Annotated in this window: 17 protein-coding genes; 12 read left to right on the top strand and 5 right to left on the bottom strand. The window is 43.5% G+C overall.

The features are described 5' to 3' along the window. The first annotated feature begins 433 nt into the window (after positions 1–433). Entirely contained in the window at positions 434–877 is a 444-nt protein-coding gene (locus ACJJI5_RS12070; protein WP_444927923.1) for a bacteriohemerythrin, read from the top strand. A gap of 448 nt (positions 878–1,325) precedes the next feature. Here the strand turns inward: ACJJI5_RS12070 and ACJJI5_RS12065 are convergent, their stop codons facing one another. Then, on the bottom strand, positions 1,326–1,565 hold the full coding sequence (locus ACJJI5_RS12065) for a hypothetical protein (RefSeq protein ID WP_445354134.1): 240 nt from the start codon (positions 1,563–1,565) through the stop codon (positions 1,326–1,328). A 249-nt stretch (positions 1,566–1,814) separates the two neighbouring features. Between ACJJI5_RS12065 and ACJJI5_RS12060 the strand changes: the two genes are divergently transcribed. The 6 genes from ACJJI5_RS12060 to ACJJI5_RS12035 all read left to right on the top strand — a co-directional run bounded on the left by ACJJI5_RS12060 (position 1,815) and on the right by ACJJI5_RS12035 (position 5,702). Then, positions 1,815–2,273: a nuclear transport factor 2 family protein gene (locus ACJJI5_RS12060; protein WP_445354133.1), complete on the top strand. Its 459-nt coding sequence runs from the start codon at positions 1,815–1,817 to the stop codon at positions 2,271–2,273. A 312-nt stretch (positions 2,274–2,585) separates the two neighbouring features. Beyond that, on the top strand, positions 2,586–2,951 hold the full coding sequence (locus ACJJI5_RS12055) for a cupin domain-containing protein (protein ID WP_445354132.1): 366 nt from the start codon (positions 2,586–2,588) through the stop codon (positions 2,949–2,951). Between the two features lie 120 nt (positions 2,952–3,071). Further along, positions 3,072–3,575 carry a GrpB family protein gene (locus ACJJI5_RS12050; protein ID WP_444917234.1) on the top strand — a complete coding sequence of 168 codons (504 nt, stop codon included), beginning with the start codon at positions 3,072–3,074 and terminating at the stop codon, positions 3,573–3,575. Between the two features lie 296 nt (positions 3,576–3,871). Continuing rightward, complete coding sequence (locus ACJJI5_RS12045) at positions 3,872–4,261, top strand: hypothetical protein (protein ID WP_444917235.1); 390 nt, start codon at positions 3,872–3,874, stop codon at positions 4,259–4,261. Between the two features lie 63 nt (positions 4,262–4,324). Beyond that, positions 4,325–4,552 carry a hypothetical protein gene (locus ACJJI5_RS12040; RefSeq protein ID WP_444917236.1) on the top strand — a complete coding sequence of 76 codons (228 nt, stop codon included), beginning with the start codon at positions 4,325–4,327 and terminating at the stop codon, positions 4,550–4,552. A 265-nt stretch (positions 4,553–4,817) separates the two neighbouring features. Further along, positions 4,818–5,702: a homocysteine S-methyltransferase family protein gene (locus ACJJI5_RS12035; RefSeq protein WP_445354131.1), complete on the top strand. Its 885-nt coding sequence runs from the start codon at positions 4,818–4,820 to the stop codon at positions 5,700–5,702. A 368-nt stretch (positions 5,703–6,070) separates the two neighbouring features. Here ACJJI5_RS12035 and ACJJI5_RS12030 read toward each other — a convergent pair whose 3' ends face one another. After that, positions 6,071–9,004: a YncE family protein gene (locus ACJJI5_RS12030; protein WP_445354130.1), complete on the bottom strand. Its 2,934-nt coding sequence runs from the start codon at positions 9,002–9,004 to the stop codon at positions 6,071–6,073. A gap of 574 nt (positions 9,005–9,578) precedes the next feature. Here ACJJI5_RS12030 and ACJJI5_RS12025 point away from each other — a divergent pair. Further along, positions 9,579–10,148, top strand: coding sequence for a DJ-1 family glyoxalase III (locus tag ACJJI5_RS12025; protein ID WP_445354129.1), 570 nt, complete (start codon positions 9,579–9,581; stop codon positions 10,146–10,148). Positions 10,149–10,197: 49 nt separating this feature from the next. Here the strand turns inward: ACJJI5_RS12025 and ACJJI5_RS12020 are convergent, their stop codons facing one another. Further along, entirely contained in the window at positions 10,198–11,196 is a 999-nt protein-coding gene (locus ACJJI5_RS12020) for a GlxA family transcriptional regulator (RefSeq protein WP_445354128.1), read from the bottom strand. Positions 11,197–11,304: 108 nt separating this feature from the next. Between ACJJI5_RS12020 and ACJJI5_RS12015 the strand changes: the two genes are divergently transcribed. Together ACJJI5_RS12015 and ACJJI5_RS12010 are read left to right on the top strand one after the other, a co-directional pair. Further along, a complete protein-coding gene (locus ACJJI5_RS12015) occupies positions 11,305–11,607 on the top strand; it encodes a putative quinol monooxygenase (RefSeq protein ID WP_445354127.1) in 303 nt (100 codons plus the stop codon). A gap of 28 nt (positions 11,608–11,635) precedes the next feature. Further along, entirely contained in the window at positions 11,636–12,436 is an 801-nt protein-coding gene (locus ACJJI5_RS12010; protein ID WP_445354126.1) for an alpha/beta hydrolase, read from the top strand. Positions 12,437–12,479: 43 nt separating this feature from the next. On the opposite strand, the gene ACJJI5_RS12005 is transcribed toward ACJJI5_RS12010, so the two are convergent. Continuing rightward, positions 12,480–13,349 (bottom strand): LysR substrate-binding domain-containing protein, encoded by an 870-nt coding sequence (locus ACJJI5_RS12005; protein WP_445354125.1) that lies wholly within the window; start codon positions 13,347–13,349, stop codon positions 12,480–12,482. A gap of 140 nt (positions 13,350–13,489) precedes the next feature. On the opposite strand from ACJJI5_RS12005, the gene ACJJI5_RS12000 reads away from it, so the two are divergent. Beyond that, positions 13,490–14,620, top strand: a complete 1,131-nt coding sequence (locus tag ACJJI5_RS12000) for an S-(hydroxymethyl)glutathione dehydrogenase/class III alcohol dehydrogenase (RefSeq protein WP_282932909.1) — start codon at positions 13,490–13,492, stop codon at positions 14,618–14,620. 56 nt (positions 14,621–14,676) lie between these two features. Then, on the top strand, positions 14,677–15,513 hold the full coding sequence (fghA, locus tag ACJJI5_RS11995) for an S-formylglutathione hydrolase (protein ID WP_445354124.1): 837 nt from the start codon (positions 14,677–14,679) through the stop codon (positions 15,511–15,513). 100 nt (positions 15,514–15,613) lie between these two features. On the opposite strand, the gene ACJJI5_RS11990 is transcribed toward fghA, so the two are convergent. Continuing rightward, a complete protein-coding gene (locus ACJJI5_RS11990) occupies positions 15,614–17,413 on the bottom strand; it encodes a DUF3592 domain-containing protein (RefSeq protein WP_445354123.1) in 1,800 nt (599 codons plus the stop codon).

Below are 17,413 nucleotides of genomic sequence, written 5' to 3'. Positions count from 1 at the left end.
CCAGCCATAATCAGGCTAGGTATGTACGAGAAAGGCATCCCGACTGGCTTCGCATCGTGAAGTAAAAAAGGCCTTCAAGACGCATAAGTACGCCCCAGATAAACGTGGTAACTAAGGTCTTACAGAATACGAATTGGTATACCCGCATTGCTTCACGCCAATGTATGAAACTGGCTTGGCTTTTAAGGCCTCATAAGTTTCAAGTATTAACAGGGAGTCAAAATTCAGATTACTAGATGAAGGTCAGTTGGCCGAATAAGTAGATTGTCCCACTGCACGAAAATCAGAATTTTGAGAAACAGTGAAAAATTACAAAAAAAGAACTCACAAGCAGCTGTTGTCGCGTTTTCGGCTTTGGGATGCTTATTCCGCCGTTTTGCGGCTCCGCGCCTGCTACAAAGTCGAGTGTTACATAAAAACTTGGTGAAGAAAAATGAGCTATTGGTCCTGGGATGCGTCGTTGTCAGTGGGTATAAACGTCATTGATGAGCAGCATAGGAGAATCGTAGATTATATAAACGAGCTTGATTTGGCACATATTGAAAATGATAAAGAAAGAATATCAAAAGTACTTATAGGCCTTGCCGATTACACGTCCACCCACTTCGATTTTGAAGAAGACTTGATGGAAAGATCAGGTTATCCTCTGTCGGACACTCACAAGAAAGTCCACAGATCCTTTGTTGCGCAGATAGACTCATATGTTGAGCAACACGAAAACGGAAAGGATATAACTCGTAGACTTATGAGTGATTTAAAAATCTGGTTGACAAATCACATTAAGAACGACGACAAAGATTATTCTCCCTATGTGAGGAAAGAAATGACTAAACATCAGGGGTGGATAAGTCGCACCGTTCACAGATTGTTCAAGTGAAATTCATGTACTCAACTCTTAAATGAGATTTATGATAACTTCAATAGAAATGAAAACCCGGACTGGAAACCTGGCACTTATGTACAGATTTATTTTTCTGGAAAAAATTCTCCGTAAAGAATGGATACTGACCTCATAATAAGGTTAAAGCTGACTACCTCATAACTACAATTCATTGGTTAATTGATACAGGAGTTGCCGCACCCAGGTGCTTGATAAATTCACCACACCAGAGGCATATCTAAAATGCTTCGAGGTAGGTGCCAATCTAGAGGTTCGAGAGGGTTCAAAGGTAGTTGGCCATGCTGTGATACAGGAAATATATAGTGAGCAACTACGAAAAAGTGGCTAACAATTGCTGATAAACTGCCAGCGATTCACTTACACCTATGCGCAATAAGTTTCGGACTTTCGCTCTCCCTGCGCCAATTCTTCCAATAAATCATTCTTAATCTCTGCCGTATCCAATAGTCCAAATCAATACATTTTTATAGCCTTGGACTATACCAAAACAATTGATCCAATCACGGAGAAACACGGTAAGCTCTTTCAGAGTCTTGCCAATCAAAATACCGCGGGATCGACTAGCAAGCTGACAAAAATGGTATTTTAGTTGGAGCAGAGACTTATCATGCCAGGCAAGCTTTGCCCCAAAAAATGAAAACTCTTTAGTTTCAGCAAGCACCATACTATACCTGAGCGCAACTACCCAATGATCCCTCCTGAAACTGGTATCATGGTTTTGTTTGAGTACCCTCGTTTTAAACTAACAAACCAAGTAAGCCAGCTCCACATTGTGGAGATCCAATCAGATAGTTATTTAGTGGGAAAAGTATGATATTTTTCCCTGTGAATTTAGCGGGCGGTGGCAGGGCTTGAAAAGCTACGCGCCACTTCGGCTGCTCTTGCTAGCAACGTTATTTTTTAAGAGGGAACCATGAAAACACTAAGAAAAATTGTATTGGTTTTGTCACTGTTCTCTGGACCTGCTGTAGCAGAATCAGATCCAGTATTTGAACCGGTTGTTGCACTCTTTTCAGCTATTTCTAAGTTTGATCATTCTGCTATGAAGAGGTCCGTAACAGACAAATTTGAGCTTCTTGAGAATGGAGAAGTTTGGGGTATTGATGAACTTATCGCCGCTGTTCCACCTGCTGAATACAAGAGGGAGAACTACTACAGCCTTATCTCTACTGATGTGAGAGAAGATATTGCCCTTATAAATTACTGGAATAAAGCTGTGTTTTCCTCTAAAGAGGGTACGCGGGAGGTTGTATGGCTGGAAAGTGTTGTGGTGGTCAAGGAAGATAGTAAATGGGTTCTACAGCAGATGCATTCTACACACGTTGAACCCAAGAGGGTTCCGACGTCGATTGCATATCTAGAAATGCGCTGAAAAACATAATGAATGAGGGGCAACGCCTACATTTCTACTTCGCTTTTGGGTTGCTCACCGGCTTCGCAAGTTAACATAAAACTAGTGCGTTAGTACGGCGTGCCTTATCCAGTGGTTCAGGCTGTAGAAAACTAATGTGTGTTTTTGCTCCCTTAGGTGTGATCAAATATTAACCTCAAGTGGCGATTCTACGAAAATTCTGGCTGAGTTTTCACTGGTCAGTAGGCTATTTTTCACGTAAAAGTACAATATAAAGTGAGGGGTGAGTTTTTCTACACACTCGTTAGCGGCACTTAGCAGAAAGGATTCTGAATGGAGTTCAATGCAATAAATCTCAAAGAGAAATACGCAAAATTTACCGAACATTGGTCTCCGCGTGTTATCGCAGAGATGAATGATTATCAATTTAAACTGGTTAAAGTTGAAGGTGACTTTGTATGGCATAATCACCCTGAAACAGATGAAGTGTTTATTGTAATTGAAGGGTCACTACTTATTGAACTCCGTGATGGCAAGGTTGAAATTAACTCAGGGGAAATGTTTGTTATCCCAAAGGGTGTTCAACATAAACCATCTGCAACAGATGAATGCCAAATCATGATTGTTGAGCCTAAAGGTGTTGTTAACACTGGCGGTACTGAAAGCAGGTTAACGGCAGAAAATGATGTAAGGGTTTAGTTTACTGCTAGCAAACAACTCAGATGGATAAGCCAATATTATGAAGTTTTCGCTACGTATCAGTTTGGGGCAATATCGGCCTACCAATTAATCGGGCGTCAACAGCCCTTCTTCTTTGAAATGAAAATTGAATTAGAAAACTACAATAGTGCTTGGCCTGATGCATTTGAGAAGGAGAAAGGAATCCTTCTAAATGTAGCAGGCGAATGGCTGTGCGGAGCTGTCGAGCACGTTGGTAGCACTTCAGTTCCGGGTCTATCTGCAAAACCCATCATCGACATAATGTTTGGGGTAAAAGACTTACCCAGTTCCAAACCTGCTATTGAAGCCCTATCGGTGATTAATTATTGCTATTACCCATACAAAGATGATGTTATGCATTGGTTTTGTAAACCTAAACCTGAATACCGCACGCATCATCTTCACCTTATCCCATTCAAAAGTAATCTTTGGCAAGAGCGCCTTAAATTTCGCGATATATTGCGTAATAACCGTACCATCGCTCAGAAATACGCAGTATTAAAACAAAAGCTTGCCCAAGATAACCCTCAAGACCGTGAAGCCTACACTGAAAACAAATGGCCATTTGTCAAGGCTGTGCTATCGGGCAGGATACGCAGCTAAAAAAATAGTTAACCCGACTTCCACTGTGTGGATTCGTTCACTCCGTAATACTACGCTAGCGTGAAAAAACAACTCCGTTTCAACCGGTTAAGCGTTATTCTGGCAGTCAATTTTTAGGTGGCTTGTATTTTCTGCAAGAATTAACCTCTACCTGAGCACACGATTCCTGAGAGTTTTCTTACAATCTGGCACTATAGCTTCGTTTTAACTCAACAAGCCCTGCAAGATCACCCACTCGATGGTTGGGCTGCTTATACTCTACTTCGGCTGCTCTTACTCGCGACGTTGGTACAGACATGAAAAAAATACTGACTTTAGCTCTACTATGGTTGGCTTCTGGCAAGGCACTTTCTGATTGCTCTTTTGAATCGAAAAAGGATAGTTACAAACCTGAAACTGCAGCGATCTTAGCAGAGAAGGCGTTTAAAGAGGATAATGTTTACTTCATCGTAGTAGCAGATGGAATTGGCCCTTCTCGCCCAGGCTTCGATATTCCATTTACTTCATGTGTTTTTAAAAATACTAAATGGGAGATACTTTGGGTTGGAGCTGATTCTCAGTATTGTGTTAACCATGAAGATCTTATAGCGCAGGCCAGAAGCTTTGCTCAAAATTTCAACAAGAGTATGGTGCAATTGGCAAGCAGTCAACTTCGTGAAATGTGCCCAGGATTCCATAAACAATAACAATCGCAGACAGGATACTCCAGCCCTTGGAGCATCCATAAGTATTATGTGAGAAGGATTTTTATGATCCCTTCAGTTTTTGAAGTGACAAAGATTGGTAACGGTACGCTTCATGCAATGCCTAAAACCTCTTCAAAATTGTTGACTGAAGACGCCAAATATTTTTCTAAGATAGGAATTTCTAAAGTTGTATCCTTGTTAGAAAATAGCGAAGAATATGAGCTTGGATTAGCTAAAGAACGTCAGGAGATAGAGGCCCATAATATCGAATTTCAGAGCTTTCAAATCTAGGGCTGAGTTCTTAACCACTAACGACATCCAGCTAATCATATTTCCTGCCCTTACACTCGCTAGTTTTGCTAGTGGGAATTGGTTGTGCAGCTCATTCGCTCCAAAAGTACCAAGTACACTTTATGACTCGTTGGAGTTTACTTTGTCAGTAGCTGGGTTTTAATCCTAGTCTTTCTTGCATGGCAATTTTAATGGCGGCAGTATAAAGTTTAAATATAACTGGGTGTTCAACTTCAGCGCCCGACAGCTTACACCGGAGAGCATCATGCAAGGAATTCTTTCAGAAAAGTTGATTCTTACTGAAGCGGCCATACTCGAAAGAGTCAGGCGTAACAAAGATATAAGCCTTTGCAGCCATGTCGACCATGCTAAATTAATCTATAGCAAAGCTGGTGCTGAAAGCCTTAAACGAATCTACAGTGAATACATAAACCTTGCAATTAATGCAAAACTCCCTCTTTTGCTTGCAACTCCCACATGGAGGGCTAGCTCAGAGAGAGTTTCTCTAGCCAAGGCACCTACGTCTATCAATGAAGACGCTGTTAATTTTCTTTCGAATATCTTGCCAAAAGAAGGAAATGTATATGTAGGAGGCCTAGTCGGCTGTAAAAATGACTGCTACAAACCAGAACAAGGCCTAACTTACAAAGAATCTCTTTCTTATCATCGTTGGCAAATTGATAAGCTCGGAGCCTCTAATGCTGACTACCTCATGGGAGTAACCCTACCAGCTATACCAGAGGCACTTGGCATTGCATCTCTAATGTCAAAGTACTCTAAACCATATTTTATTAGCTTTGTCATTGGCTCAGATGGCCGCCTTTTAGATGGCCATACCATTCAAGAAGCAATTTCACATATTGATCACCAGGTTTCGCCTAAACCTTCTGGGTACTTTATTAATTGTTCTCATCCTTCTTTTCTAAACGCTTCAAGTCAATTACCTGACAGACTAATCGGCATACAAGCCAATGCTTCATCACTAACGCACAATGAACTAGAAAACAGCAAAACAACGCACTCCGACAGCATATCAGAATGGGGTAATCTTATGCTTCGCTTAAATCAGAATAACGGGTTCAATATATTGGGCGGCTGCTGCGGCACTGATACAAGGCACCTGGAATACATCATAAATAATCACAACTAACAAATTTAGCCCGCTTCTTTCCGCTTACGACTACCCTCGGCAGCCACTCTCTTGGATTGGCTATTATTACAAAGGGCATTAGCTGGACTGCTGAATTATGAATAGGGGAAAGGGAGCAACACTGAGACTCGCAATTGCCTGAGCGCCTCAATTCTGCTGGCCACCGAGGTGACAGTTCGCGGTCTGGATATCGCCAAAGGTCCGGAAGTACATACCAACTGAGCCGGCAGTGTCATTAAGCGCAATGTGGCAGCACAGTCACTAAAAAATGGAAGATTGAAGATATCGGATGCAGCGTACTCTAGTATAAGGTACTTAATTTTTATTCAGTGTAACTAAAATGGGCCCTGCCGGGCCCATTTTCTTGTTTAATGTAAAATATCATCCTTATTAATTTTGTACATAACACCCCCAAGCACGACAAGTAATTCATCTTCATTAAGATCAATGAGCGCCCTGCCTTCCCCCAGAAGAATCGCAAATGTTGGCATTTTTACTGAAGCTAACTCTTCAAATGTATCCAGACTAAACACCTTGAGTGCTGGATCATTGGCAGATGTCAACATTGATGCATACAAATACATCACTCCCCGGTTTTCATCAATTACAAAATGATGGCGTGTCCAATTATCTGTCGACAAGCCTTCCATCTGTCCAACTAGCTCCATGGAATCAGTATTAATCACATATCCAAGAGAGCTATATAGTCTCTCGGAAGAATAAGCGATTTCATTTGGAAATCCCCAAATTAGATCATCATACTCATTGACGAAGGTGACTCCACTAGAATCAACCTTGAATTCGCTCACTTCAAAACCGGTACTATCAGTATTATAACCAAATACTAAATTATCACTTGCAAAACGGATTCGATTTGCACGGATTCCAGCAGGAATGTCACTTGATCCTGTCGATAGTTTAATGCCATCCACATATACCTCCATTCCTTCAAAGTCTGTGGTATACCCTTGCCTGGCTGTAGAAACAAGCACACTGCCTTCATCTGTAGGGAAAGGTTCTAGATCACCAGCAAAAATTGGTCCAGAATAGTTACCCCTTGTTCCCAGGTCTACATTCATTTCGAGGGATAAATCGTTTAAATTAAGTACAGAGTATTTATTCGTACCCAGATAAGAAATGTAAAGGAATTTGTCATTCTTACTTATTTCAAGTTCGTAGGGTTCAGAACCAACAGGTATATATTTTTCAAAATTCAGTGTTTCTCTATTTATAACAGCTATAGAATTACCATTGACACCTGCAACTCCCGGAATTGATGCATAAATTTTATCATACTCTGCACTGTAGGCTGCATCACCGAACAAACAACCGGAAAAGCTAATATCGAGATCAACTCTCATATCGGGAATAAAATATTGCCCACAATTCGCATCTCGATCAACTGGAACATCCTCATGACTAAATATCTTAACTCCAGCATCAGTTACGAAAGCAAATTTGTTATCATTAATGTTAATTAAACGTAGAAATTTACCTTCTACACCTGGATCGAATACTCCCAAGTAGGTATATCGATCCCGGTCATATATCTCAAGATATTTAGCAAATATATAGGTATATTCACCACCCGGTGTAATCAAAGGCGCAAGCTTTCGATATTCCTCATTGTCATATCCGTTAACAACTGAATTTCTACCATACAATTCCCCGGAGTCTGGATTAACTACAGTTCCAATTCCATTGTAAAGAGCCCCGCCATACATAAGAATGTCGGAAGGTCCACTTGCATAATCTTTTAAGTTCAATACATGATCCAACCCATTTATACCGACCGAAAAAACGTCAATATCATAGGCGGTTGAATCATCTGTGTATGCAATTAATCTGCTTCCATCCTCATCAAAAGTGATTCGTGTTGGACTAGAAAACCAGTCTCCCACAACCGATTGCTCAACCCCATCTCGGAAAAATTTTATTTTTGCCGAATATTTACTATCCGAGTCAAATTCTAGTTGGTAAGTCGTAACAGCAACCGTATCGTTAGCAGATGGAGATACTGTTATATTGCGTGGGTAATGCAGTCTCCCATCCTCTTCTCCCAAATCAAGTAAAGTTGATAGGGTAAAATCAGAAAGATCTACACGCTGCACTTCAGGAAAATTAATATAACCCAGATACAAAATTGCTCCATCACCAGATATTGCCAGCGGACCAGCCTCCCCCTTTAGTGCAAGACTACGGGTGATACTCATTGACGATAGCTCATACTCTATCAAGTGATTGGCATACTCTGACCCATTGTCAGGTATGGCTATATAAAAATAGCCCGAACTCGAGGCGTAAACCGCATCATTGATATCCATACTGAATTCAATAGATGGGAGTCCAGGAACTTCAAAGGTTGGTTGAGGGAATCCAGGTTGATACTCATAAACTGATTCAAACTCATTCCAGTACATGCCTAAAACTGGGCGATACTCCTGGCTGTCTGCGTCAAGAATTGATACATCCATAGTCCCTCCAGCATACCCCTCACTAAGAAGCAAAACATCAGGGTTACTGTCAGAACAATAAATTTCAAAATCTTTCGGATTCCACGCTCCCATACCATATGGCTCTTTGGTATCACAACTGATCTCGCCTCCTAGTAAACTACTATTTAACTTCACAGAATATTCGCCAAAGAAGTTTGACCTAGGCCACATGTTTAAACCTTGATCTAGGTCATATTCAATATTTGCCTCTATCTTGGAAAAAGTAATACTGTTTGACTCATCTCTTAGTTTGAGTGGGTTCTCAGAAATATGTTTCACATCAATAACATCACCGTACCAGGTTGCCTGTAAACCGAGGGTGAAGCTACCTAGTACAGATACGTAGGTGTTATCATGTAAACTTAAATCCTCATCAATATTGACCCGTCCTTGAAAGAAAACTTCTTGAGCAGAATTAGAATATACAGATTCGGGGATTAACTCAGCCTGCCCACTAAATCCAATCTCTAGCTGCGAGTTCTCGCAACTGTTAAATTTTACAAGCACCTCTGCTTCGCTCACCACATCAATGGAGATACTTCCAGAACCGTCACAGTAAAACTCATGACTTTCCTCTCCTGATAGAATTGTGGCATCAAGAGCTTCTTGTAGCTGTATTCCAAGCTTTAATATAGTGGCAGTTGAGTCCATGGCTTGTGAAGCAACCACATTGGCATTCTCCTCTGTGATTCGAAAACTGGATCCACCACCCGTATTACCGTCACCATCTCCGCCGCCACTGCCGCCGCATGCAGATACAAGAAAAACGGCTAAAATCACAAGTACTTGCTTGTAGATGCAATTCATAACTGCCCCAACTTATTAGATATAAAGGAATAACAGAACTGCCGGCATGGTCGACCCAAAGGTTTAATTGCCTAGTTCCACGAAACAAAATCACTTTGACTTTAAATGTCTAATACTATCAGATAAAAGCTTATATTTCTTAAAGGGCCTCAAGTATCAAATTGTATTAACCGTACCAAAAATTTTGGCACTTCGAACATTTTGGCAGTTATGGTTAGTATATTGCATACTCCTAATATGAGTGGTTTGCATTCTATTCTTGCATTTAACCCCCCCCTTAAGAATAAGTCCACTCATGTCATTAATGATGAAACAATTAAAAATTACCTTTAGTTCTGCCTTTAAATGATAGTCAGCCATATAAATGGTACAAAAAATCAGCTAAATACAGCTGCTCAACTACAATTTAGTTTGACTTACACCAGCAATCCTTATCCAACTCAAATAGCATTCAAATTGGCGCAAACATTTTCGCAATGCACATTAGCTATAAATTATTAAAGACGAAAGATACAAAGGTATATTTTTAGTTTTAAAAGCGTATAGATAATCTAAATAATTTGGAGTTATATCAATGCCCAACATATTGATTCCCGTCGCCGATGGTAATGAGGATATCGAAACCATTGCCATCTACGATATTTTGAGCCGAACGAATGCAGAGCTGGCCTTGGCATCGATTATGCCAAGTAGGCGTATAACTACCCTGCGTAACCTTGTTATTGAAGCCCCCTGCTCCATAGAGAATTGTTTAGACTCTACGTGGGATCTAATAGCTCTGCCAGGTGGCAAGGAAGGTGCTGAGCAAATGCATAACTCGCCCCGCCTAATAAAGCTCATCCGAGAGCAACTTCAGTCGGGCCGCTGGCTAGGGGCAATTTGCACTGCTCCGGTAATCGTTCTTGGTCGGCAAGGGTTAATTACCAATTTCAAGGCCACTTGCTACAAGACTTTTCGCGGTGAACTTAGTCAATATGTAAAGAAAACCAGTGATCAGAGAGTGGTTGTCGACCGGAATTTGGTGACCAGCCAATCACCCGGGACCGCTATCGAGTTCGCTTTTGAACTCGTCACCTGCTTATTTGGGAAAGAACTATCGCAGGAGATTGCACAGACGGTGAATGTCTATCTACCGCCAAATTAGCTTAGCTTTTTCCAGGAACCTGGGGCGCTGACTCCTATCACCAAGAAAATCAGCTTTTCTGGTATTTCTGCCTAAATTGACTGGGACTCATACCCACATGCGACTTAAATACACGTCGGAATACTGCATCATCGGAATAGCCTAATTCCTGCGCAACACTGGCAACTTTATTGGCTGGGTTTAGTAAAAGGCTGCGAGCGTACTCCATACGGACGCTATCGATAAATTGTTTAGGTGCTTGCGCTGTTAACTGTTTTAGCCGCCGGTGTAATGTTCGCTCGGATATCGACAGTTCTTTTGCCAGCAAATGACTGCCTAACTGTTGACCAAAATATTGACGAACCACATTTTCAGCATCCACCAGAAACTGCTCTTTTGATACCTGGTAGCCTTTTGGTACATGCAAAGTTTGCGAACGCGGGTGGGAGTCCACAACGGCGAGATCAGCAACTTTGGTAGCGACTTCATCGCCAGCTAGCATCTTGATCACTTGTAGAGTCACATCTACCCAAGATAAAGGACCACCCGCTGTCACTATATTTTCATCTACTAATAGTCCACTGGCCCATAGAGGGCAGGCATTGCTAAAGCGGGATTTCAACTCATTGTGTAACCACCAGGTGGTTGTGCATTGTCGTCCATTTAGCAAACCCGCTTCACCCAGCGCCAAAACGCCACTACAAGAACCAGCGATAATTGCCCCGCGCCTATATTGGGTTCGCAACCATTCGCAAGTCGGCTGGTCCAGTAACTTTTCAGGAGGCACACCAAACTGGTTGGGCATAAATCCGGGGACTATCACGGCTTCGCAACTGGATATTTGTGATACCCCATGACTTACAGCAAAGTACCTGCCCTGCCCGTCTAAAATGTCGGCGCCATCAGCACTGGCGACTATGATATCGGGGGACCAGGATTGTTGATAAGCAGGTTCCAGGGAGTGCTGGCTTTCAGATAAGCGGAGGCCGCCCAGGGCAAACATATCCTGAACGCCAGCCAAGGCCGACGGCAAAACTCCAGGCATAGACAAAATGACTATCTGGGCCATAAATCCTCAAAGTGGCGAATTTTGTCTGATCATTGTCTTTTTGGACACTGATAGTCAAGTCTAAGCTTCTCCTAAGATACTCATCACCAAACAACGTGAGAGAAAACAATGACTGAAGCTAAACTGGCCATCGTAGCACTGATCGACGCCAAAGCGGATAAGGCTGATGAGGTAAAGGCGCTGCTCACCTCAGCCCAACCACTCGCTGTGGAAGAGAAAGGAACCCTGAGCTGGTATGCCGTACAAATCAACGCTACGCGATTTGCTATTTTCGACACGTTTAGCGATGAAGACGGCTTAACTGCACATCTTAACGGCAAGATCGCTGCAGCATTGCTTGGCAAAGCGGATGAACTGCTCGCATCAGAACCACAAATTATGACTGCGGATATCCTCGCATCTAAAGTCTAAGGAAGCCTTGAAAAACCGGGAGCTGGCTTTGGATACCCCTATCGTTTTTATCCACGGAACCAATGCCGGCCCCTGGACAATGGAGAACTTCCACCAGCATTTTGAAGAGGAAGGATTCTATTGTCACAGCCCAAGCTACCGCTACCATGAAGATCTAAAGTCAGAACAAAATCAGCAACACCTTAAAGGACTGAGTATTGCCGACTACGTTGATGACATCAGGGCATTTGTACAATCTTTAGATGAAAAGCCTGTTCTAGTCGGCCACTCCCTGGGCGGTGTTATTGCACAAAAATTGGCAACTATGGATTTGGCAAGGGCAGTCGTGCTGCTTAACGGAAGCGTAAACTGGGGAATACTGCCCACCACAGAAGAAGAGCGTGCGCTGGGCAAGTTGTTTATGGCTGCGGGTGAATTTTGGAATGATGTCCTGTTACCGGATTTCGCGACAATGGCGAAATTCGGGTTGAATAAACTTAATCCAGACGACCAGCACAAGGTCTTCCATCGATTAGGTCCTGAATCTGGGCAAGTCCTATTTGAATTGTTCTTCTGGATTTTTGACAGCAATAAAACAACCAGAATTGACTATCAAAAAATCAATTCCCCCACTTTAATGGTTTCGGGAACCGATGACCTAGCAATTCCACCTTCCACATCACAGTTAATTGCGGAGCGGCAAGGTAAAAATACCACCTTCTACCGGGCGGAAGGTTATGGCCACTATTTAATGCTGGAGCCAAAATGGAAGCGGGTTGCGGAATTCTGCAGTAAGTGGATAAGCCAACAGCTTGAAAAAACTACCTCTGTTAGCAATAAACTACTGTGAAACCTTTGCTACACTAAACCCTTAATCTGCCTCCTCCCTTTTCTCAAGTGAGATACTCGGCTAGATAATCAATCAGCAGCCTGACTTTCGGCGCGATATATCGATTGCCGGGGTAAACTGCGTATACCCCTTCATCCCTATCTTCGAGATCACTTAAGAGGGTGATTAATTTTCCTTCAGCGATATATTGCTCGACGTAGTAATCGGGCAACTGCACAACCCCCAGGCCTTTAAGCGCAGCATCTAAAAGCGCCCCGCCGTTATTGTAACGAAGGCTACCTTTGACCCTAAGGTTTTTTTCTCCTTCCCTGGTATTGAATCGCCAGTAATCCAGTGTGCCCAGCAGGCAGTTGTGCCTGTTCAATTCAGACAACGAGTGTGGGGTCCCGTGCTCTTCAAGATAATCCGGTGAGGCGCACAGATGAATTCGCCGGTCCGCCAACTTTCTTGCCATCAAAGTTGAGTACTGCAACTTACCCAGGCGTATGGCGATATCGTAACCCTCATCTATGAGGTCAACCTGACGATTGGTGAAATAGGCATTGACCTCAATCTTGGGGTTTTGAATCACAAAATTATTGATCAGTGGTGCAACCTTCTTTTCAGCATAAGTGACCGGTGCCGTCAGTTTGATCTTGCCCTGTGGGTGGCTCTGTAATTGAGCTACTGCTCGTTCCGCCGCCTCCAGCCCATCGAGCACTCCCCGGCAATGCTGGTAAAAAAGCGTACCTTCTTGTGTCAGTGACACCTTGCGCGTGGTTCGATATAGCAGTTTGACATTCAAACGGCCTTCCAAAGCACTGACCTGGCGGCTGACTTTAGCGGTGGAAATAGCCAGCCGCTGCGCTGCGAGGGTAAAGCTCTCGCTTTCAGCAACATAAACGAACTCCGTGATGCCTTCCCAGTCTTTCATTATTGCAAATATGTAAAAGTAAGTTTCAAAAACACCCAATTATAATCAATTCTGCAATCAATATAATGGCTCCCCAGTCGTCACAGCGGGGCCAACCAACTCCAGGCCCTGAATGACATGGTTTAACAGCGAGTAATCTTATGTCTGAACAATTTATCAAGTCGAAGGCCGCCATCGCTTGGGGGCCTGGCCAACCGTTATCGGTCGAAGAAGTGGATGTCATGCTGCCAAAGGCTGGTGAAGTATTGATCAAGGTCATTGCATCGGGAGTGTGTCACACCGACGCTTTCACCTTGTCTGGCGACGACCCGGAAGGCAAATTCCCCTGTATTTTGGGCCATGAAGGTGGCGGTATTGTCGTGCAGGTCGGTGAAGGGGTTACCAGTGTCAAAGAGGGTGATCATGTTATCCCCCTGTACACACCAGAATGTGGTGAGTGTAAATTTTGCAAATCCGGCAAAACGAACCTCTGCCAAAAGATCCGTGAAACTCAGGGCCAAGGCCTGATGCCCGACGGCACCACACGCTTCTATAAAGATGGCAAGCCCATCTATCACTATATGGGCTGCTCGACATTTTCGGAGTACACCGTATTGCCAGAGATTTCGCTGGCAAAAGTAAATCCGGCTGCTCCGTTAGAGGAAGTCTGCCTGCTGGGTTGTGGTGTCACTACTGGTATGGGCGCTGTGATGAACACCGCCAAGGTTCAAGAAGGCGATACCGTTGCGATCTTTGGCCTTGGGGGTATCGGCCTTTCGGCGATTATCGGCGCTACTATGGCAAAAGCTTCACGAATCATTGCCATCGATATCAATGAAAGCAAGTTTGAATTAGCCCGCAAACTGGGGGCGACGGACTGCATCAACCCCAACAACTACGATAAGCCAATTCAAGAAGTCATTGTCGAACTCACCGAGGGCGGTGTTGATTATTCCTTTGAATGCATTGGCAACGTCAATGTGATGCGCTCCGCTCTGGAGTGCTGCCACAAGGGCTGGGGTGAATCGGTCATTATCGGTGTAGCTGGTGCCGGCCAGGAGATCTCCACCCGTCCGTTCCAGCTGGTAACAGGCCGAGTCTGGCGCGGGTCCGCATTCGGCGGCGTTAAAGGACGCTCCGAATTACCAGACTACGTAGAGCGCTACCTGAATGGCGAATTCCAGCTCAACGACTTTATCACCCACACCATGAGCCTGGATGACATCAATAAATCTTTCGATCTGTTACATAAAGGCGAAAGTATCCGCACCGTCATTCACTTCGATCAATAACCAGCAATAATCAATTGGGCCATCTCTTGGAGGTGGTCCAATTAGGGCTATCCATCATGTCTATTGAAAATATCAGTGCCAACCGGAGTTTTGGCGGCTGGCACAAGCAATACCTTCACGACTCACAGTCACTTAACTGCAAAATGCGTTTTGCCATTTATTTGCCACCGCAAGCTTCACAAATGCACAAGGTTCCGGTGCTCTACTGGCTGTCAGGTCTGACCTGTACCGATGAGAATTTTATGCAAAAGGCAGGAGCCCAGCGGATTGCCTCCGAACTAGGGATAGCCATCGTTGCTCCCGACACCAGTCCCCGTGGAGAATCTGTTGCCGATGATGAAGCCTATGATCTGGGGCAAGGTGCTGGATTTTATATCAACGCCACCCAAGCGCCCTGGAGTCGCCACTACCACATGTATGATTATATAGTGGAAGAACTGCCGACACTTATCGAGACCACCTTCCCTGTGACAACACAGCGCGCTATTGCAGGACATTCAATGGGCGGCCATGGTGCACTGATGATCGCCCTACGCAATCCGGCAAGTTATGTTTCCGCATCAGCCTTCAGCCCCATCAGCAATCCTTCTCAGTGTCCGTGGGGACAAAAAGCCTTTGAAACCTATTTGGGCAAAGATCGGGATAGTTGGCGAGACTACGATAGCAGCGAACTGCTCAAAAATGCCGACAAGCCTGTGCCGATGTTGGTGGATCAAGGGGAAGCCGATAGCTTTCTTGTTGAACAGCTGAAACCCGAGACGCTCGAAGAAGCTGCCAAAGCAAGCAACTACCCGCTCCAACTTCGCCGCCATTCCGGTTATGACCACAGCTATTACTTTATCACCAGCTTTATTGAGGAACATCTTCGGTTTCATGGCAAATACCTAAATTAAACCTTCTTAATTACATTTGTAAGATCGGCATTCAAAATACTGCCTCTCCAAATTGCATGGAGAGGCATATAGCAAGCGGGATACCCGCAGAGAGATAAGTTCAGGCCTCAAGTTTTCTTTTATGCTCAAGAGAGAGGAGCTCAAGTTCACTGATTGACTTTAGATTAGTTAAATCTTCAATTCGTTTAAGCAGCAGATTAGCCACCTGCTCTCCCAGCAAGTCTGATATTATTTTCACTTTATTCCCGTTATCAACAACAAGGTAAAAATCAAAGTACTCCTTTTTCCTGTCGTCCCTACCTTCATAACCGGTATATTTTTTCATGTAGACGCCAACTATCTTTGACTTCTCGAATACCTTTTGTTCATGCTTCGCCCACATCCAGGAAAAAAGGCAAGTAATCTTACTTTCTCCTATATATGTTTGATAGAATCTGACCGTCCTTTTTAATGCAGAATTAATAGGAAGTAACCCAGCTATCGCAAAGATAGCAGCGAAAATAAATGGTACGTGGGTAAATACTAATACCAATCCAACAGCAGACACGATCAGCCCGCCAACGAACTGAATTACGGTGGGTACCGTGGTGAGAATTTTCTGCCGGATCTGGTAACCGGTATCTAACCTTTCGATCGATACAAGTTTTTTCAGATCTTCAGAGTAGTCCAACTTCTCTCGCCCAAGTGGGACTTTAACCAACACCTCAGAACTAAACACATCAGCCTCTTGAACTTCATAGCCCTCACTGAAAATTGGAACTTCGTAGGTTCGATTAAACCAAGCTCCTGACATGCCGCCCTTGACCTTAAGCCGCCACCAATCTCCAATATACCCCTCAATTATTGACTGGGGTAAATCACCTGCGACTTGAATTGCAAAATAGACTCTTGAACAATTATCGACCAACTCTAGATGACCTATCCCCCCAGCTTCCCAGTTGACAGAATTCTGAAGATTAGTGTTTTCACCCAAACCACTCTCATATGTGTTTACCTGTTGAAGTGAAAACTGAAAGTTGTGTTTGTTAGCATCAATTTCGCTCGGAAACTGCAAGTATCCAGAAAGAGTACGTCCCAGGATACCGGGAAATGGAACTAGCACCAAAGGCACTCTCCCATATCGAAGTTGCTGTATATTACCCTTAAGAGGGCGATAAAGCGCAATCAATAGAGATATTGAAAAAAACAACGCCATTATTATTTCAAGATCGTATACCCCTCTAGTTAGCTTATCAATGGCAACATATATGCAAGTAATAACCGGAGCGCTCAGGAGCATGATCAATAGCCACATAAACCATTGACTTCTATGCTCTATCGATAAGATCCCGCTCTTCCTCCATTCTTCTTTAAACAGGAAATCACTTGATTCCAGGTCGATATCGGCATCTCTTTTTCGCGTTACTGAAGCAACCATAACCTTGAGTGCGAAAATCATTACGGGCAAGCAAAAGAAGATCAAGGGTAGTACTTGCATCCATCTCAAGTTTCGATCAATCACGGCCTCAGATGGATTTTTGGGGTTATACCACCCCTCAACTAGAAGACCTCTCTCTTTGGCATTGTTCAATCTATGGTAAATATGTATCTGGTATTGCCCAAGGCTCTCAAAACGATCATTGATACCCACTCGATTGTTCCAGTAAGCCTTATCATCTACTATAAATTCATATGCTGAGAAAGTTCGATAACTTACTGAACCTCCATCTCCCCAACTCTCTGCCAATTCAACTTCGAGTATCTCTGCTGACATTGTCTTCCAACTATGTATCTTTAGAAAATCTCGGACAGGACCAACAACTTCATAGAGAAATGCCGCAAAAGCAAAGCTAAAAAATATCCCTGCAATGCTAAATAAGTAAGGATTGAAAGAAAAATAGAACCTATTAAACTTACTCAT

The sequence above is a fragment of the Microbulbifer maximicatervae (SeqCode) genome (genome assembly GCF_052467955.1).
The sequence above is the reverse complement of the archived record's forward strand: the minus strand, read 5'-3'. Positions and strand labels throughout refer to the sequence as shown.